The sequence below is a fragment of the Acerihabitans sp. genome, from assembly GCF_036398755.1.
Classification (GTDB): Bacteria; Pseudomonadota; Gammaproteobacteria; order Enterobacterales; family Enterobacteriaceae; genus Acerihabitans.
In genome coordinates this window covers 1-19422 of sequence record NZ_DASWOM010000103.1, presented here as the reverse complement: position 1 = coordinate 19422, position 19422 = coordinate 1, and the positions used below count along the sequence as shown (strand labels likewise).

The 19422-nt window shown below is 53.7% G+C and carries 15 protein-coding genes; 9 read left to right on the top strand and 6 right to left on the bottom strand.

Translation table 11 applies throughout. The annotated features are described in order from the left end of the window. The first annotated feature begins 216 nt into the window (after window positions 1-216). From VGC33_RS17150 to VGC33_RS17135, 4 genes are all read left to right on the top strand, one after another. Complete coding sequence (locus VGC33_RS17150) at window positions 217-360, top strand: hypothetical protein (RefSeq protein ID WP_331121981.1); 144 nt, start codon at window positions 217-219, stop codon at window positions 358-360. A 335-nt stretch (window positions 361-695) separates the two neighbouring features. Then, window positions 696-1784, top strand: a complete 1089-nt coding sequence (locus VGC33_RS17145) for an asparagine synthase-related protein (protein ID WP_331121980.1) — start codon at window positions 696-698, stop codon at window positions 1782-1784. A 99-nt stretch (window positions 1785-1883) separates the two neighbouring features. Further along, the gene (locus VGC33_RS17140; RefSeq protein WP_331121979.1) at window positions 1884-2579 is read left to right on the top strand and encodes a lasso peptide biosynthesis B2 protein; all 696 of its coding nucleotides are present in this window, start codon (window positions 1884-1886) and stop codon (window positions 2577-2579) included. A gap of 14 nt (window positions 2580-2593) precedes the next feature. Continuing rightward, window positions 2594-4288 (top strand): ATP-binding cassette domain-containing protein, encoded by a 1695-nt coding sequence (locus VGC33_RS17135; protein ID WP_331121978.1) that lies wholly within the window; start codon window positions 2594-2596, stop codon window positions 4286-4288. Window positions 4289-4463: 175 nt separating this feature from the next. Here VGC33_RS17135 and serS read toward each other — a convergent pair whose 3' ends face one another. From serS to lrp, 5 genes are all read right to left on the bottom strand, one after another. Continuing rightward, window positions 4464-5756, bottom strand: a complete 1293-nt coding sequence (serS, locus tag VGC33_RS17130) for a serine--tRNA ligase (protein ID WP_331121977.1) — start codon at window positions 5754-5756, stop codon at window positions 4464-4466. A gap of 109 nt (window positions 5757-5865) precedes the next feature. After that, window positions 5866-7209 carry a replication-associated recombination protein A gene (locus tag VGC33_RS17125; RefSeq protein ID WP_331121976.1) on the bottom strand — a complete coding sequence of 448 codons (1344 nt, stop codon included), beginning with the start codon at window positions 7207-7209 and terminating at the stop codon, window positions 5866-5868. A gap of 7 nt (window positions 7210-7216) precedes the next feature. After that, window positions 7217-7828, bottom strand: coding sequence for an outer membrane lipoprotein periplasmic chaperone LolA (gene lolA, locus VGC33_RS17120; protein ID WP_331121975.1), 612 nt, complete (start codon window positions 7826-7828; stop codon window positions 7217-7219). A 326-nt stretch (window positions 7829-8154) separates the two neighbouring features. After that, window positions 8155-11631 (bottom strand): DNA translocase FtsK 4TM domain-containing protein, encoded by a 3477-nt coding sequence (locus VGC33_RS17115; RefSeq protein ID WP_331121974.1) that lies wholly within the window; start codon window positions 11629-11631, stop codon window positions 8155-8157. A 144-nt stretch (window positions 11632-11775) separates the two neighbouring features. Further along, window positions 11776-12270, bottom strand: a complete 495-nt coding sequence (lrp, locus tag VGC33_RS17110) for a leucine-responsive transcriptional regulator Lrp (RefSeq protein ID WP_005287608.1) — start codon at window positions 12268-12270, stop codon at window positions 11776-11778. A 429-nt stretch (window positions 12271-12699) separates the two neighbouring features. On the opposite strand from lrp, the gene trxB reads away from it, so the two are divergent. Beyond that, window positions 12700-13668 (top strand): thioredoxin-disulfide reductase, encoded by a 969-nt coding sequence (gene trxB, locus VGC33_RS17105; protein WP_331121973.1) that lies wholly within the window; start codon window positions 12700-12702, stop codon window positions 13666-13668. Between the two features lie 333 nt (window positions 13669-14001). Here trxB and VGC33_RS23280 read toward each other — a convergent pair whose 3' ends face one another. Continuing rightward, on the bottom strand, window positions 14002-14172 hold the full coding sequence (locus VGC33_RS23280) for a pentapeptide repeat-containing protein (RefSeq protein ID WP_414636954.1): 171 nt from the start codon (window positions 14170-14172) through the stop codon (window positions 14002-14004). A 355-nt stretch (window positions 14173-14527) separates the two neighbouring features. On the opposite strand from VGC33_RS23280, the gene cydD reads away from it, so the two are divergent. From cydD to infA, 4 genes are all read left to right on the top strand, one after another. Then, complete coding sequence (gene cydD, locus VGC33_RS17100) at window positions 14528-16291, top strand: heme ABC transporter permease/ATP-binding protein CydD (protein ID WP_331121972.1); 1764 nt, start codon at window positions 14528-14530, stop codon at window positions 16289-16291. A gap of 2 nt (window positions 16292-16293) precedes the next feature. Next, a complete protein-coding gene (gene cydC / locus VGC33_RS17095; RefSeq protein WP_331121971.1) occupies window positions 16294-18021 on the top strand; it encodes a heme ABC transporter ATP-binding protein/permease CydC in 1728 nt (575 codons plus the stop codon). A gap of 44 nt (window positions 18022-18065) precedes the next feature. Then, the gene (aat, locus tag VGC33_RS17090; protein WP_331121970.1) at window positions 18066-18794 is read left to right on the top strand and encodes a leucyl/phenylalanyl-tRNA--protein transferase; all 729 of its coding nucleotides are present in this window, start codon (window positions 18066-18068) and stop codon (window positions 18792-18794) included. Between the two features lie 92 nt (window positions 18795-18886). Beyond that, window positions 18887-19105 (top strand): translation initiation factor IF-1, encoded by a 219-nt coding sequence (gene infA / locus VGC33_RS17085; RefSeq protein WP_002211347.1) that lies wholly within the window; start codon window positions 18887-18889, stop codon window positions 19103-19105. Window positions 19106-19422: the final 317 nt, after the last annotated feature.

Genomic DNA, 19422 nt, shown 5'->3' with positions numbered 1-19422 from the left:
CCGCCACAAGCATTTACAGTGAAATTAAACAAGTTTCACTATCATAGCGAGATACAAACTTCGGCATTACATTATCTACCTTTTAATAAATATATTATTAATATTTGAATGCAAAGTAAAAATTTTACATTTACGAAATTTTTTTTGACTATTTCTTAAAAGAAGATATTCTTGAACTGAAATAAAAAACCGCTCCCATCTATTGAGGTAATAAAAATGAAAAAAATGAAAATATTTAGCAGCAAGAATAAAAATCATTTAATTGAAGGCATGATCGTTATTGATGCGAAGTGTTCGACTAAAGGAAAAGCCGGCGGTGCTATTATTGAGGTAAATCGATCAGTATACATGGCTAATTAATAATTATTTACTAGCGGCGTTTTAAATAAATGCCGCTAGTCTCCACTTTATAGGTTTAAACAATGGAATGTTTAGATAAAACTCTGCTTGCCCTGGATTTGAATGATTATTTCGATACCGATCATGAAATGTTCAAGAGTATAGATGTGAGTATAACGAAAGAAAAAAAATTTTATTCTTTGAGCAACTACACCAGCAATAATAGTTCGTGTTACGTTCATATGAACATAAAAAAGTCAATTTTAACACTATCAAAAAATATTTACTCATTAGTAAAATATCATAATGAGAAATTAAATAGAGATTATATTATCAATTTCCTTGCTTAGGGTGAGGTGTACGATGGAACGACTACCTGGGAAAATATATATGAAATTTTGCCGGGGTTTAGCATTTTCATCAGCATTTTTGATTTGAAGTGCGAATTTAGATTGAATGATAATTTCTTTTTTGCAAAACCCGTTCTCGACCCTGCGGCTATATTAGAAGAGTATATTAATAAAAATTGCGGGGATGACAATGTTGTTATCGAATTCTCGGGGGGATTAGATTCTACCGCACTATTATACACAGCTTGCATGGTCAAAAAAAAATCGCAGATAAAAGCACTCACATGGCATCATCCGGATATCAGCGCAAAGGAAGATATCAATGCATCACAATATGTATGTCAAAAACTTGGCATTGAACATGTAAAATATTCTATAAAAACGGAAGAATTATTCATATTAGATTCCTTCGATCATACAATCACTGCGCCAAATTTATCGTTGATGTTTTATATGACCAGAAAAAAAAGCCATCAAATATGTTCACGGGGACGCAATGATTACTCTTTTATAAATGGCCATGGCGGAGACCATTTGTTTTTTGATCCGCCGCATTACTCATCACTGATAAATGCATATGTAGACAATGGCGCTTTTTTTGCGGTCAAAAAGTTATATCAGTATTCTATTTTTACCGGTATACCCATCTTGCAGGTATTGAAAAAACTCATTATTCATAAAAGACGAAGTAAAGAGCAGAATCATTATGATACTTTTTATCGCCATTGCTCAGAAAAAAACAGTTTAGATTATGGCAGTAAAGAACTTATAATTGCCATAATTCAAGCAATTTTTGAAAATCAAAGAAGTTGTCCCGCAAAAGTGTATACACCATTTACCTGTAAAAATATGATTAACTTTTCCCTTTCAAGGCCCACCTACGAATCATTCAATAAAACTCAAAAACGAATTCACTTTAAGAAAGACATCTATTTTTCATATGGTAAAGACACAATTATACGTAATAGTAAAGGTCACATAACAGGGATTTATCAAAAATATTTTCAGCAGAATGCTGAAAAAATTAAATACATAATCGAACATGATACAATATTAAACACACTTAACATCGATAAAAAAAATACTACGCCCTAACCAATCTTAATGTCCATATGGGTTCAGGTATATCTCTAGAGCTTATGCGTTTTTTATCATTATCACTTTTTATAAAAAACATTAAGCTTGGAGGTTATTATGATTGAGCATAATATAATATTCTCACTGCATATTCATCATGTTATTATTGATAATGAATTTATAATATTTGACACTAATAAATGCGAGTATATTTTGCTAAACACATTCCGTAGCGGCATTCTATTAGATGTATTTTCTCAACCTAACCTGTTATCTGATCAAGATGAATTCATTGATTTTTTATTTATAAACAATATCATTGAAAAATCACCGTTGAAACAATCTTTAAATCATTACCTTGGTTCAATTATAGGTATTGATAACTACGAGTGGCGGCTGAATAGACATTATCAATGTAAACACTTAACCATGATTAATTATTGCACTGCTGTTTTGATGTTATCCAAAGTTAAAATGTTATTATCTTTATTTGGTTTAGGTTATCTGTTAAAATCATTACACAATAAAAAGAAAAAATCCATGGGTATATTTTCAACGATGTCGTACGATAAAGCGCTTGTTTTTAATGCTGCATTGAGACATGTGTCGGTATTCCTTCCATTCAAAACCGAATGCTTAGAACATTCATTAGCTTTGTTCAGCTTATTGATAAAAATAGATAGGAATATTACATTAAACATTGGTGTGCAAAATTATACCTTTCTCGCGCACGCCTGGATAGAAATGGATAATCGCATCATTGGTGACAATCACGAGTTAAATAAAAAACTTGCTATTATCTTTAAATTATAGTGTTAGAGAATCCGATGAACCACGCCTCCTTATCATTCTACTATTCTGCTGTTCATGACTATTACCCGCGTATAAAGAGAGATTTTCTATTCTCTTCATTATTGATGATAGTTATCGCCTGTGTTAATGTTTTGTCCCCTTATTTTATGAGCGCCTCCGTCAATTCCATTACATCCTCACATATTGTCCATGCTGAGTTTTTTATCTATGTGGCATTATTCGGTTTGAGCTGGAGCGCATCACATATTCTTGAGTGGGTAAAAAATATCGTATCCGCAGCTTTTTTAGTAAAGATAGAAGCGGCGATGCATAATACTCTTTTCAATAAAATTGTTCACGCCAAAGAGTCAATCTTGACTACTGTTTCATCTGGCCAAGTGATCGAAGAGATCGGTAGGGGCAGAACGTCACTCGCTTCACTGGTACATACTTTTTTTTGGGGGTTATTTCCTTTAATTATTCAAATATTTTTTTCATATATATTCATATTGAAATCAGTTGGATTTATATTCTCTCTATTTTTTATTATTGGTCTGTTTCTTTTCTTCTTGACAAGTTTTTTATTATCTCGATATAGCGAAATAATCCATCATCGTATAATGGATGCCCATAACCTCGTCACTAGCCACTTAAGTGAAAGATTGACGTTGCTTGATGACATAAAAGTCAATTCCTCTTTCGATAAAGAAAAGAAAAATATCCATGCGTTAACTCAAAGTTACATTAAGATTATCAGTTCAGGAAATCGTAAAATTGGCGTGTACATGGTATATCAGAGCCTATTACTCGGTTTTTTATTAATATTATTTACCTGCTATATTGCTTTGTTGATTCTCCAAGGTACGCGCCCTCCCGGAGATTATCTATTGATTAGCGGTTATATTATTCAGTTAACAACTCCGTTAATACATGTTGGAGGTTCTTTTATTAATATTAAAAAAGACTTGGAAGCGCTTAAGCGGTTAAGTTATTTTCTCAACCTTGAGGAGATCAACCCAGCTACTCATGCAAAATTTGCCGAGCAGTCTTCGATTATTTTTTTAGCCAAGAATTTAGATATTACAATAAATCAGAAACCTATCATTAGAAAGCTAAATTTCACAATAAGTAAAGGAGATATGGTTGCAATCGCTGGGGTATCAGGTGCCGGTAAAACATCGCTTGTACAGGCATTGCTAGGTCTTAATGTATTGAAACCAGGACAACTCTATTTTAAGAATAGAGATGTTGGCACGCTTGCCACGACCGATATTATCGCACATTGTGCTGTTGTTAGACAGCAGCCTGTCATTCTTACAGGCTCATTACGCGATAATTTAACTTATGGCTGCAATGAAACCATCGATGATGAAATATTGATAAATATCATTGATCTCCTGCAATTGAATTCCATGGACGATCAAGTTGATGGTACGCGGGTGCTAAACATTTTGTTAAGCCCAGTGAGTCCATTGTCTGGTGGTGAAAAACAACGGATTGCCATTGGCAGGGCTTTAGCGCGGCAAAAAAACATCCTTATTTTGGATGAACCCTCTTCAGCGCTGGACGAGATATTATCTATCCACATAATGCGCGAATTAAAAAAACAGGGTCTCACTATCATTATGGTTACCCATAATTCATCATTTTTCGCTCTGGCTGATCAAATAATCCGCCTGCAGCCCTGTAATAGTTCTAATCAGTCCAACGCTTCTGAAAGTAATAGTTGATTATTAGAAGCTTTAACAATTGCTGCTAATTTTTAAACTATGGACACCGGTTACCGTTTTAAACCAAGCCTGTTTCACCTTGATGATAGATTCGATAGTTAACAGCATTACGCAATGTAAAATAAAGGACTTCTGCGCTTAACCATGAGGGCATGCGCAGAAGGGGTAAGAGAGATCAGCCGATATGGGTCAGGCCATTCATATAGGGTGCCAGTGCCGCCGGGATTTCAATACGCCCGTCGGCCAACTGGTAATTTTCCATCACCGCCACCAGGGTGCGTCCCACCGCCAGGCCGGAGCCGTTCAGGGTATGCACCAGGCGGGGTTTTTTATCTTCCTTGGCGCGGTAGCGCGCCTGCATGCGCCGCGCCTGGAAATCGCCCATATTCGAGCATGAGGAAATTTCCCGGTAGGTATTCTGCGCCGGCAGCCAGACTTCCAGGTCATAGGTTTTACAGGAGCCAAAGCCCATATCACCGGTGCACAGCAAAATTTTCCGGTAAGGCAGGTTCAACAAACGCAGGACCTGCTCCGCATGGCCGGTCAGTTCTTCCAGCGCGGCCATCGAGTCCTCGGGTTTCACCACCTGGACCAGCTCGACTTTGTCAAACTGGTGCATACGGATCAAGCCACGGGTATCGCGACCATAGGAACCGGCTTCGGAACGGAAGCACGGCGTGTGGGCGGTCATTTTAAGCGGCAGCTGGTCCTCTTCGAGGATCTCGTCGCGCACCAGGTTGGTCAACGGCACTTCCGCCGTCGGGATCAGTGCGTAGGCGCTGGTATCGGCCTCTTCATCCAGGGGCTGGGTATGAAACAGGTCGCCGGCGAATTTCGGCAGTTGGCCCGTGCCGAACAGCGACGCGTGGTTGACCAGGTAAGGAACATAATTTTCCTGATAACCATGCTGTTCAGTATGCAAATCCAGCATAAACTGCGTCAGCGCGCGGTGCAGGCGGGCAATCTGGCCTTTCATCACCACAAAACGCGCGCCGGTCAGCTTGACCGCCGCGGCAAAATCCAGCCCGCCGGCCATTTCCCCCAGGGAAACATGATCGCGCACCGTAAATTCGTAGTGACGCGGTTCTCCCCAGCGGCCGATCTCTTCGTTTTCCGTTTCATCCTTGCCTGAAGGAACCCGGTCGTCAGGGATATTGGGCAACGACAGCGCCACGTCGCGGATGGCGGCTTGCAAAATGTCCAGTTCGGATTTGGCCGCCTCAAGGCGATCGCTTAATCCATTGACTTCCTGGCGCAATGGCTCGATATCCTCGCCACGGGCTTTCGCCGCGCCAATCAGTTTGGATCGGGAATTTCGCTCGGCCTGCAGTGTTTCGGTTTCGACCTGCAATACCTTACGCCGTTCTTCGTGCTTACGCAGCGTATCGACATCGAGGGTGAAATTTCTGCGAGCCAGTTTCTCGGCAACCGCGCCCAGCTCATTGCGCAGCAGATTTGGATCGAGCATGCTAGTCCTGTGCTTATTGTTATCAGATTGATGTATATGACTTCGCGAGGCCGTCAGAGGCTATCGCGGCAACGGATTTTCTACCGCTAACCTTACCGCAACAGCCTGGTTATCGGTAGCGTTTTGTTGGGCTATTTTGATCCTGGGCGCTGAGCCAGGCAAGCTTTTCGCCGATTTTTCCCTCCAGTCCGCGCGGACTTGGATAGTAGTAACGCGTGCGGGCCATCTGTTCGGGGAAATAATCCTCACCGGCCGCATAGGCGTTGGCTTCGTCATGTGCGTAGCGGTATTCGGCACCCAGTCCCATCTCTTTCATCAGCTTAGTCGGCGCGTTGCGCAAATGTTCGGGTACATCATAATCGGCCTTTTCCCGGGCATCGTGCATGGCGGCTTTAAAGGCGGTATAAACCGCGTTGCTTTTCGGCGCGCAGGCCAGGTAGACGATCGCCTGGGCAATGGCCCGCTCGCCTTCCGCCGGGCCGACACGGGTGAAACAATCCCAGGCGGCCAGGGCCACCTGCATGCCGCGCGGATCGGCGTTGCCGACATCCTCCGACGCGATGGCCAGCAGGCGGCGCGCCACGTATAGCGGATCGCCGCCGGCGGTGATTATCCGCGCGTACCAGTACAGCGCCGCATCCGGCGCGGAGCCGCGCACCGATTTATGCAGCGCCGAAATCAAATCATAATACCGGTCGCCTTTGTTATCGAAACGGGCGTTGCGTTCACCGGAAATCTCCTTGAGCAGCAGCGGCGTCAGTACCCGGTTGCCCTGGGCGTCGGTCTCCGCCATGTCGGCCATCATTTCCAGGCTGTTGAGCGCGCGGCGGGCGTCGCCGTTAACCCACTCCGCCAGCATCCGGCGGGTCTCCTCGGGCAAGACGATATTCTGGCCGCCATAGCCCCGCTCACCATCGGCCATGGCCTGGGTCAGCACCTGTTCTATATCCCCGGCGGTTAGCGCCTTAAGCAAATACACCTTCGCACGGGACAGCAGCGCGGAGTTAAGCTCAAACGAGGGATTTTCGGTGGTCGCGCCTATCAGGGTGATGGTGCCTTCCTCCACATGCGGCAGGAAGGCGTCCTGCTGGCTTTTATTGAACCGGTGCACTTCGTCGACAAACAATATGGTGCGCCGGCCGGCATCCCGGTTGCGGCGGGCGCGCTCGATCGCTTCGCGGATCTCCTTGATACCCGAGGTCACCGCCGAAATACGCTCCACGTCGGCGTTGCCATAACGCGCGATGAGCTCCGCCAACGTGGTTTTCCCGGTGCCGGGCGGTCCCCAAAGGATCATGGAGTGCAGTTGCCCGTTCTGGATGGCGCGCGGCAATGGCTTGCCCGGCGCCAGCAGATGCTGCTGCCCGACATACTCTTCCAGCGTCCTGGGGCGCATGCGCGCGGCCAGCGGCTGGAATTCGTTATGGGAAAAATCAAGCGACATATTGCTCATTTTTACCTCACTGGCGCTGATCGTCCAGCGTCACGCCCTTGGGAGGGGTAAAACGGAATTTGGCGTCATCAACCTGGCCGTTGTTCTGGCTTTTCAGCTGATAGGCGCTGCGCTGCCCATCCTGCTCGACGGCGGTAAAGCTGTTGATGGTGCCGCTGGCGCTGACGTCGATGGTAAATTGCTTCAGGTTGCCGCTGGTGGACTTAGGCGTCAGTTCAAAACGATCGTTGGTCTGTTTAACATTGTATTGCCGCCAATCATCCGGGCTGTTGCGGGTAATCAGCATAAAAGGCGTATTACCGGTGGCGTTTTTCAGCCAGGTGGCGGTCGCCTGCTCGACAAACGGATTATAGAACCACAGCGTTTTGCCGTCGGAAATCAGCAGGCTCTCATCCGGTGAGGTCATATGCCAGTTAAACAGATTGGGACGCTTTACCCACAGTTCGCCTTCGCCTTCCTGCACCGCGCCGCCGTCCGCGCTGGTCACTTTTTGGCTGAAGGCGGCGTGGAAACTGTTGACCCGGTTCAGGCGGCCTTGCAGCGCGCCGGCATCATCGGCAAACGCCGGCGCGGCGACTACGGCGCCGAACAGGCAAGCGGCTATTAACCTTTTATTCATTATAAACATCCCTTGAAAAATGAAAGGCGCGGCGGCCGGGCCGGCAATTAACAGGCCGGCCGGCGGACGGCGCCTTGATAAGCTCAGATCCTGAGTACTTCGCGTTGCCGGCAGACGGCATGCCGGCTCACCCCGGCGGCATCGATAACGCGCTGAACGGGATGACCGGGGTGGGCGGGCGTAGCCGACGCACCTGCAGCTTGAAGTATGACGGATATAACTGTATCGGAACACTGACGGACAGGCATAGGCCAATCCTCTGAAAAACCGCCGCTTTACGCATCTTTGCACAGGAGCCAAAGCCTGGCTCCTGATGGCACGCGACATTAACCCGCCGGAGGCGGCGCCAGGACTTCACGATTGCCGTTATGGCCCTGCGAGCTGACGATGCCCTGGATTTCCATCTGTTCGATGATCCTGGCGGCGCGGTTGTAGCCGATGCGGAACTGGCGTTGCACGCCGGAAATGGAGGCGCGGCGCTTATCGACCACAAATTGCACCGCCTGGTCGAATAGCGGATCCAGCTCTTCATCGCTGTCAATGCCGCCGGTCCCGCCTTCGCCTTCTTCGCCGGCGCTGGTGATGCTGTCGATATACTGGGGACGCCCGCGCGCCTTCCAGTCGCTGACCACCGCATGCACTTCCTGATCGCGCACGAAGGCGCCATGCACACGCACCGGTATCGAGGAATTGGGCGCCAGATAGAGCATGTCGCCCATGCCGAGCAGCGATTCCGCCCCCGACTGATCGAGAATGGTACGAGAATCGATTTTACTGGACACGGTAAAGGCGATACGGGTCGGGATATTGGCCTTGATAAGGCCGGTTATCACATCCACCGACGGCCGCTGGGTCGCCAGCACCAAATGAATGCCGGCGGCGCGGGCCTTCTGGGCCAGGCGGGCAATCAGCTCTTCCACCTTTTTGCCCACCGCCATCATCAGATCGGCAAACTCATCCACCAGCACCACGATATAGGGCAGTTTTTCCAGCATCGGCGGCGAATCGCCCATGCCGTCGCCCGGTTTCCAGAACGGATCCGGCACCGGACGGCCCATGGCGATAGCCTGTTCGATACGTTCGTTATAGCCGGCCAGGTTACGCACCCCCAGCGCCGACATCAGCTTATAGCGGCGCTCCATTTCACCCACGCACCAGCGCAGGGCGTTGGCGGCGTCTTTCATATCGGTGACCACTTCGGTCAGCAGATGGGGGATGCCTTCGTAAACCGACAGCTCCAGCATTTTGGGGTCAATCATGATAAAGCGCACCTCTTCCGGCGTCGCTTTATACAGCATGCTGAGGATCATGGCGTTGACCCCCACTGATTTACCGGAACCGGTGGTGCCGGCCACCAGCAGATGGGGCATTTTGGCTAAATCGGCAATCACCGGCTGCCCGGCGATATCCTTGCCGAGCACAATGGCCAGCGGCGAGACGGTCTCGCGGAATTTGTCGCAGTCGAGCACTTCGCGCAGATATACCGTCTGGCGGCGTTTGTTGGGTAATTCCAAACCGACATAGGGCTTGCCGGGGATGACTTCCACCACCCGCACCGCCACCGCCGACAGGGAGCGCGCCAAATCCCGCGACAGATTGGAGATGCGCGCCGCTTTAACCCCCGGCGCCAGATCCAGCTCGAATCGGGTGATAACCGGGCCGGGAGAAATGCCGACCACTTCGGCCTTCACCCGGTAATCCGCCAGACGGGCTTCCACCAGTCGCGCGGTTTGTTCCAGCGCGAACATATCCACCGGTTCATCCTCCACCGGCGGTGAAGTCAACAGATCCAGCGTCGGCAACGGCGTGGTCGGCTTTTGCAGCGGCCGCTCGTTGCGCATCAGGAAAGGATGGATCAGGCTGTCCATAGCCGACGCCAATGGCGTAATCGCCGGCTGCAGCCCGGTGTGAGGCAACGGCGCCCGGCCGAGGTCGGCGCTATGCCGCGAAGCCTGGCCATACTCGTCCGGCATCACATCATCGTGCGCAAGATCATCCGCTTCGCCCGCGTCTTCCAGGTGATCATCGCCGCCGGAGGCATAACCGGCCGCGGTTTGCCGATCTGCGCCGAATCCCTGTCCATGCCGCGCAGGCCCATACCCCGGCGCAGCAGGCGCAGCGTCCATCCGTTCAGCCGTTGGCGAGGGGACTGAAGCCGACTGCGCATCGATCCCGGCCGCGGGCGAAATCGGCGAGGTGTCCTGTGTCGATCGATCCTCGGCGTCCGCCACGTACCGCATCGCCTGGCGCTGCTGAAATTCGGCGGCCAGTTGCTGTTGCTGCCAGGCGTCCTCGTCATCGCCATCGCTGGCCGCGTCGCCATAGCGTTGTTCCTGCTGGCGCTGGAATTCCCGGTGAAGCTCGGCCTGCTGGACGGCGGCTTGTTGTTCCTCGGTCAGCGTCGCGGGTGATGACGCGGTATCCTCATGGGTTTGCTGCTGGGCGGTGGTCGCCGCGGCGTTGCGCTGCGACGGCAGCTTGATGCCAAACGAGGCCAGCTCCCGGCGCGTAGGTATCCGTACCCGGTTTGGACGAGGTAATTCAGGGCCCATGCCCTGCTTAACCTGGGGATTATCATCACTGGTGGCGCTGAATGCCGGCATAAAGGTCAGAGCGGCGGCGTCATAAGGCGGCGCCGCCCCAGGCACCTGCCCGCTGGTGCGCTGCGCGACGGTGAAATCGTAAGGCGTGTGCGATGCGTCGCCGTCAAGACGCCAGTCCCCCATACGCGGCCCATCGTCTTCTTCTTCAGGATAACGCTCAGGGGAGGAAACCTGGGTGGAAACGGCCTGATCGCCCGGCAACTCAAAACGATACTGCGGGACCGGCTCAGCGGCCCCGGAGTGCGGGTCCGCTGCGGCGGGCTGCTGTGAATAGGCGGCGGCGGGCGCCGGATCCGTCGCCGGGGCCGCGACCGGCGTCACCGGAATGACCGATATCGCGCCGGGCTGCGACGCGGCCAAGCGATCGCCGGACGGCGCGGCGACGTCGGGATGCGTGGACGTGGAGGACGGCCCCGCCACCGCGCCGATGGGCGCGGGAGCATCATCAGGCCGAGTCCCGGCCGCGTCAGGCCCGGACGTCGCCAGCAGCGGATCCAGCGCATCCAGCGCCTGTGCGCGGGCCGCGTCATCGGACTCAAGACCCTCGTCATCCTCATCGTCATCATAATCCCGCTCGTCGCGGCGGGAACGGTTCGACATAAATGTCAGGCAGCCCATGACCACGCCGCCGATTTTTTCAGCGATGGTGAGCCAGGACCAGCCGGTAAACAGGGTCAGACCGGACGCCCATACGCACAGCAGGGTCAGGGTGGCGCCAATGCCGTTGAACCAGGGCAGCATGGCGTTGCCGAGCAGGCTGCCGATCACGCCGCCGGAGGCAAAGTAATAGAGATCGTCGACATTAAGCGCGGCCAGACCGCATGAGGTCAGAATCAGCGCCAAAGAACCGATCAGCCGCAGCGACAGGGCAAAATAATCCACATAGTCCTGCTCTTCGCGCAGTCGAAACGACGTCCAGCAAAAAATCAGCATCAGCGGAGGCAGCGCATAGGCCAGCACGCCGAAGGTAAAGAACAGCGTATCGGCGAACCAGGCGCCGATGCCGCCGCCAAGGTTGTGAATAGGTCCATGCCAGGCAGTTTGCGACCAACTGGGGTCGGAGGGGTTGAAACTGACCAGGGAAATCATTAAATAGAGGGCAAAAATAGCCATGACAATCAGAACAGCCTCGAGTAACCGGCGACTGCTGCTGAGCGTTTTCAGTTCAACTTCTTTATCTTCTGTGTATTCCTGGCTCAAGAAAGGCTCTCCAGGGTTATCTATGCCGATATAACCGATATAATAGCTTAATAACAGCGCCGACCGTCATACCGCCGGCGCTGAAACTGTATGAATGCACAGGAGTGTAACCATAAAACCTGAATTTTGCACCTGTGTTATGTCTTACCGGGTCTTAATCACCAGCCGGTTGCTCTGTTTCACTTCTTCCATCACCACATAGGTACGCGTATCGTTTACCCCCGGCAAACGCAACAGCGTTTCACCCAGCAGCTTGCGATAGGCCGACATATCGGGCACCCGCGTTTTCAGCAAATAGTCGAAATCACCCGAAACCAAATGGCATTCCTGGATTTCTTCCAGCTTTTGTACCGCGGTGTTGAATTGCTCAAACACATCGGGCGCACCCCGGTTAAGGGTAATCTCCACAAACACCAGTAAAGACGCATCAAGATAATGTGGATTAAGTAAAGCGGTATACCCCTGGATGAAACCCTGGCGCTCAAGACGGCGCACGCGTTCCAGGCAGGGTGTCGGGGATAATCCAACCCGTTTAGAAAGTTCGACGTTTGATATCCGGCCGTCCTTTTGCAACTCATTGAGGATGTTACGGTCAATACGATCGAGATCCTTTCCCGGGCGTTTTTTATTGTCTACCATTATTATTGTCTCTCTCAGTACCTTCCCTGTGCTTGCCACACCCCTGCCGACTTCAATGTTTCAGGGTTTGTTTTAAGACCCGTTGTCTGTTTTATTTTAGGGCCAACTGTTTAAACTGCCTTTCTTGCTGCCTGTCCTAACCCAACTCATCATTTTTCCTTACCCTGATGTTTTCGCAAAAGCGCAGCGGATTGTCAAAGTAAAACGACAAAAATCAGAACAACATGCCGATTAATTCCCGCAGCGGCATGATGTCAGGGGCTTAAGGGCTCTTTTTGGCCCGATTATGTCCTTTTCAATGCTAAAATCCCCCGATCAATAGTTCCTGACGATGATAAATATCGCTAACAACCTTTTGCTTCCTTTTCATAGTCTGGTAATTTTCTTACAATCGACGAGTTGCGTTCTAAGCGGTTAAACGAGGAAAACATGTCTACGGTGAAACACAGCAAATTACTCATTCTGGGGTCCGGGCCGGCGGGTTATACCGCCGCGGTGTATGCCGCCCGCGCCAACCTGCATCCGGTGCTGATAACCGGGATGGAACAAGGCGGCCAGCTCACCACCACCACCGAGGTCGAGAACTGGCCGGGCGATCCGGAAGGGCTGACCGGTCCGTTGCTTATGGAACGCATGTACGCCCACGCCGCCAAGTTCAATACCGAAATCATTTTCGATCATATCAATAAGGTCGATTTGCAAAGCCGTCCCTTCCGGTTGACCGGCGATACCGGTGAATTCACCTGTGACGCCCTGATCATCGCCACCGGCGCATCCGCTCGCTATATCGGGCTGCCGTCGGAAGAAGCCTATAAGGGCAAAGGCGTGTCCGCCTGCGCCACCTGCGACGGTTTTTTTTACCGCCAGCAAAAAGTCGCGGTGGTCGGCGGCGGTAATACGGCGGTGGAGGAAGCGCTGTATCTGTCCAATATCGCCGCCGAGGTGCACCTTATCCATCGTCGCGCGACTTTCCGCGCGGAAAAAATCCTGATTGACCGGCTGATGGATAAGGTCGCCAGCGGCAATATCGTGCTGCATACCGGCCATACCCTGGAAGAAGTGGTGGGCGATGAGATGGGCGTTACCGGGGCGCGGCTGAAAAACGTCGTCACCGGCGCGGTGGAAACACTGGCGGTCGCCGGCGTATTTATCGCCATCGGCCATCACCCCAATACGGCGATTTTCGGTAATCAGCTGGCGTTGGAGAACGGTTATATCCGCGTACAGTCCGGTATTGCGGGCAACGCCACCCAAACCAGCATCCCCGGGGTGTTCGCCGCGGGCGATGTGATGGATCATATCTATCGCCAGGCCATTACCTCCGCCGGCACCGGCTGTATGGCGGCGCTTGACGCGGAACGGTATCTGGATGGTCTGGCGCCGGTAAACGATCGGTAAGCGTAGATTTTTACTCTATAGGGATGGTGGGCTGGGCGCCGGTTTCACTTGCCGCGGGCGGTGGCGTTCCCTGTTGCCTGGTGCAGGCAAGCGATGAGAGGGCCGCTAGCCCGGCCCTCTCAACTCCCGGGCTGCCGGCAGATCGTGCGCCGCTGCGCGGTCCCTGACGGCACAACATCCCGACTTTTGGACCGCACGGGACGCGCTCCCGGCGCGACCCTTAGCTTGAGCCGCTCCCGGCGGCTCATCCAGCCGGGCTTTCTGCCGCCAGCGCACTCTATGCCGCTTCAACGTCAACACCATCGTCTGCAACCGAAAAGCCGTCTTTATGGTTCAGGCAATATTCAAATGCCGGGAATTGGAATACCGGAAAATGGAACGCTGTAGGTTTGAACGCCGGAAATTTGAACGCCTGAAATCACAACGCCGGGAATCAGAACGCCTGAATTTACAACACCTGAAATCACCACGCCGTGGATAAGGTAGCGGCCTTTGGGCCGGCATGGAGCGCGGGGTCAAGGGGATGGCGCGACTGCCATCCCCTTGTCGCTTGCCGACATCCGGCATAACATAAAAATGGCCAGTAGCTGGCAAGCGAAAGTGCCGCCAAGCCCTCAAATACCCCATCCGCCAAGCAAAATCCTCGCCAAGCGCCCAGATACCACATCCGCCAGCCGGCTGTATTACCCTCACGCACGGCGACTGGAATCCTATGATAAATGCCAATATTATTTTCACCTCCGCCGCAACAGGGTAATATGTCGGCACGCCGGAGCACGCAGATCCTTTTCCGGCCTTTCACATCCCTGAAGGGGATTTTCGACTTACATGCAATCCACACCGGCTGAAATTGTCTTCAATGAATAAAAACCGACAGCAAGTGCTTGTCCGCTGGCTTAAGTCGCAAAGCGCGCTGGTGAAGCGCTGGCTTCGCCTCTCTTTACTGCTGGGCCTGCTAAGCGGCCTTATCATCGTCGCCCAGGCATGGGTATTGGCTTATCTGCTCCAGGCGCTGATTGTCGAACAACAGCCGCGCGCCGCGCTTATCGCCTGGTTTATCGCCTTGGCGGCGCTATTCGCCCTGCGCGCATTGACCGGATGGCTGCGCGAGCGGGTCGGTTTTATCGCCGGACAGACGCTTCGGCGGGAAATACGCCGCCAGGTGCTGAATCGGCTGGAGCTGTTGGGACCCGCCTGGATCCAGGGCAAACCCGCCGGCAGCTGGAGCAGCCTGTTGCTCGAACAGATCGAGGATATGCAGGATTATTACGCGCGCTATCTGCCGCAGATGTATCTGGCGGGCCTGGTGCCGTTGCTGATTTTACTGGTGGTATTTCCGGTGAACTGGATGGCCGGGCTGATTTTATTTTGCACCGCACCGCTGATTCCCCTGTTTATGGCGCTGGTAGGGATGGGCGCCGCCGACGCCAATCGCCGCAACTTCCTGGCGCTGGCCCGGCTTTCGGGGTATTTCCTCGATCGGCTGCGTGGCCTGGACACGCTGAGGTTGTACGATCGCGCGCGGGCGGAAACCGATCATATCCGCCACGCCACCAATAATTTCCGCTTGCGTACCATGGAAGTCTTGCGGCTGGCTTTTCTTTCGTCCGGCGTACTGGAATTTTTCGCCTCGGTTTCCATTGCGGTGGTGGCGGTATATTTTGGCTTCTCCTATCTCGGCGAACTGCACTTCGGCAGCTACGGTACCGGCGTAACCTTGTTCGCCGGTTTCCTGGTATTGATACTGGCGCCGGAGTTCTTCCAGCCGCTGCGGGATTTGGGCGCGTTTTACCACGCCAAGGCCCAGGCGGTGGGCGCCGCGGAATCGCTGCTGACCTTTCTTGAAACCGAGGCGCTGCGGCAGGGCGCGGGCCTCGCCGTTCCCGCCACCGGCGCCATCGGCCTGCGCGCCGAACAGCTGGTTATCATGGCGCCGGATGGCACGGCGCTTGCCGGCCCACTGAATTTCACCCTGGATGCCGGCCGGCGATTGGCCATCGTCGGGCAAAGCGGCGCCGGGAAAAGTTCGCTGTTGCACCTGCTGCTGGGATTCCTGCCCTATCAAGGTTCGCTGCAAATCAACGGCCTCGAGCTGCGCGACCTGTCGCCCCGGCACTGGCGCGACAAGCTCAGCTGGATAAGCCAAAACCCCTTCCTGCCCGCGCCGACGATTAAGGAAAATATCCTGCTCGGGCGGCCAGATGCGGACGCCGCCGCTTTGGACCGGGTAGTGGAGCAGGCTTATATCAGCGAGTTTTTGCCGTTGTTGCCGCAAGGACTGGATACCCGCCTTGGCGACAACGCCTCGCGCCTGTCGGTCGGCCAGGCGCAGCGAATCGCCCTGGCGCGCGCCCTGCTGCAAACCCCGGCGCTGATGTTGCTTGACGAACCGACCGCCAGCCTGGACGCCCACAGCGAACGATTGATTACCGCGGCGCTGGACCTGGCGTCCCGGCGGCACACCACGGTGCTGGTTACCCATCAGTTGGCGGACATTCGCGATTTTGATGAAATCTGGGTCATGGGCAACGGCCACATCGTGCAGCGCGGGCGCTATGCGCAGTTGGCGTCCTTACCGGGTCCCTTTGCCGACCTGTTGGCCCATCGCCGCGGAGAGCTCTGAATATGCGCGCATTATTACCCTTCCTGGCCCTGTATCGCCGTCATGCCTGGCAGATTGTCCTGGGCATGCTGCTGGCGATTGTCACGCTGCTGGCCAGTATCGGCCTGCTGAGCCTGTCCGGCTGGTTTCTGGCCGGTTCGGCGCTGGCCGGCTTGGCGGGCTTATACAGCTTTAACTATATGCTGCCGGCCGCCGGGGTGCGCGGCGCGGCCATTACCCGCACCGCCGGCCGCTGGGCGGAGCGGGTGGTCAGCCATGACGCCACTTTCCGCGTGTTGCAGCATCTGCGCATTTTTACTTTTCAAAAAATCCTGCCGCTGTCCCCCGGCGCACTTGCCGGCTTTCGCCAGGCGGAACTGCTTAACCGCCTGGTGGCGGATGTCGATACCCTGGATCATCTCTATTTACGCGTCCTTTCGCCCCTGCTGAGCGCTTTTATAGTGATACTGGTGGTAACCCTGGGCCTAAGCTGGCTCGACCTCTCCCTGGCCCTTACGTTGGGCGCGATCATGCTGGCGGTGCTGCTGATGGTTCCGCCCCTGTTCTACCGCGCAGGTAAACCGGTGGGAGAAGAAATAACCCGGCTGCGCGCCCATTACCGGCAACACCTGGCCATCTGGCTGCAGGGCAACGCGGAACTGACCGTGTACGGCGCCGCCGCGCGCTATCGCGGGCAATTGGATGATATAGAACAGCGCTGGCAGCAACGCCAGGGACAACAGGCCAACCTGACCGCCCTGGCGCAGGGAATGCTGACGCTGGTCACCGGTATGGCGGTGACCTTGATTTTGTGGCTTGCCGCCGCCGGCGTCGGCGGCGATAGTCATCCCGGCGCGCTGATTGCCTTGCTGGTCTTTACCTCGCTGGCGGCCTTTGAAGCCTTGGGCCCGGTAGCCGGCGCTTTCCAGCATCTCGGCCAGGTGATCGCCTCCGCCAAACGCATCGCCGACGTTATCGGCCGCGAACCGGCGGTGGTTTTCCCGGCCGGCGGACCGCCGCACGCCGGCACCGCCGCCCTGGTGCTCGACGCCATCAGCTTCCGTTATCCCGATCAGCCCTTGCCGGCGGTCGACGAGGTGTCGCTGCGAATAGACGTTGGCGAACATATCGCCATCCTCGGCCACACCGGCAGCGGCAAATCCACCCTGCTGCAACTGCTGACCCGCGCCTGGGACGTGAATAGCGGACAAATCCTGTTGAACCAAACGCCGTTGGCGCAATGGAATGAACCGGCGCTGCGCGCCATGATGAGCGTGGTGGCCCAGCGGGTGCATGTCTTCAACGCCACGCTGCGCGACAATTTGCTGCTGGGCGCGCCTGAGGCGGACGATGCGCGGCTGGCCCACATCCTCTGGCATATGGGGCTGGAGAAGCTACTGGAAAAAGAAGGCCTCGATGCCTGGCTGGGCGAAGGCGGACGCCAACTGTCCGGCGGTGAGCAACGGCGGCTCGGCATCGCCCGCGCCCTGCTCCACGACGCGCCGCTGCTGCTGCTCGACGAGCCGACCGAAGGGCTGGATGCCGCCACCGAACGGCGGGTCCTGGACGCCTTGCGCCAGCTGGGACGGGGCAAGACGGTAATTATCATCACCCACCGGTTGCAAGGCCTGGACACGATGGACAGAATTTATGTCATGGATCGGGGCGGGATTGCCGAGCAAGGCACCCATGCCGCGCTGCTGGCGGAAAAAGGCCGTTATTTTGGTTATCAGTCCCCCGGTGGCGTATAATTATCGATATCCAGGGCGGACCAGGAGAATAAAAAATAAGCGCCATGCGACTTTACCGGCTCTCTCCGGATTCAATACGCTTTCCCGCGCCCACCTCCGCGCTGCATGAGCCTAACGGGCTGTTGGCCTTCGGCGGGGATTTATCCCCCGAGCGGCTGCTGGCGGCCTATCAACTGGGCATTTTTCCCTGGTATTCGCCGGGGGACGCCATCCTGTGGTGGTCGCCGGACCCGCGCGCGGTGCTGTTTCCGGAGGAATTCCATATCAGCCGCAGCCTGAAGCGTTTTTTCAGGCGCAACCCCTTTCGCGTTACGCTCAACCAGGCGTTTGGCGAGGTGATAGCCGCCTGCGCCGAACGGGGTATGGAAGGCACCTGGATTGGCCCCGAGGTGGGATTGGCCTATCGTCGCCTGCATGCCCTGGGCCACGCGCACTCGGTTGAAGTCTGGCGGGACGGGGAGCTGGTCGGCGGCATGTATGGGGTGGCGCAGGGCGCGCTGTTCTGCGGCGAGTCCATGTTCAGCCGCACAGACAATGCATCCAAGGCGGCATTACTGACTTTTTGCCGTTTCTTTAGGCAACAAGGGGGAAAACTGATAGACTGTCAGGTATTGAACTCACACACGGCCTCGTTAGGCGCACGGGAAATCCCGCGACGCGACTATCTGACCCTGCTGAGTCAGTTACAACCTTTAACGCTGGCACCTGATTGCTGGCAACCGCAAACCCTCTCTGCCGACAGCGTTAACAGCGACCTCGATTGCTGTGAATAATGCGGCGTTCTTCATCACTTCTTTACATAATGAGGGTTTTTCGGCATTATCTTGCCGGTTAAAAACTATGGTATTTAAACCTAGAGGATTCGATGGCCAAAGAAGACAATATTGAAATGCAAGGCACGGTATTGGATACATTGCCTAACACCATGTTCCGTGTGGAATTGGAAAACGGGCATGTGGTAACCGCTCATATCTCCGGTAAAATGCGTAAAAACTATATCCGTATCCTGACGGGCGACAAAGTCACTGTTGAGCTGACCCCGTACGACCTGAGCAAAGGCCGCATTGTCTTCCGTAGCCGCTGATAGGCTTCCTTATCGCCGGTAGACGCCGTACGGGCGTTTACCCGCGCCGACCTGATACTCCATACCGCTACTTCAGAAAGAAACCCGCCGGCGCCGGAACACGGCCCGGTCCATAACCTCGCCGGCGCTTGTCCGGACGCGCTGTGGGTAATAAAAAAGGCGATGCTCAGCATCGCCTTCAGACTGTTGACGAACCCCCTATTTCTTGTGGGGTTCTTCTTTTTTAGCGACCGAAGGTCGCGATCGCGTTATTTCCTCTCGACTGCATCATTCCGATTATCAACTTGCTCATATGACCGTTCGGGTCTTCCTCAAGG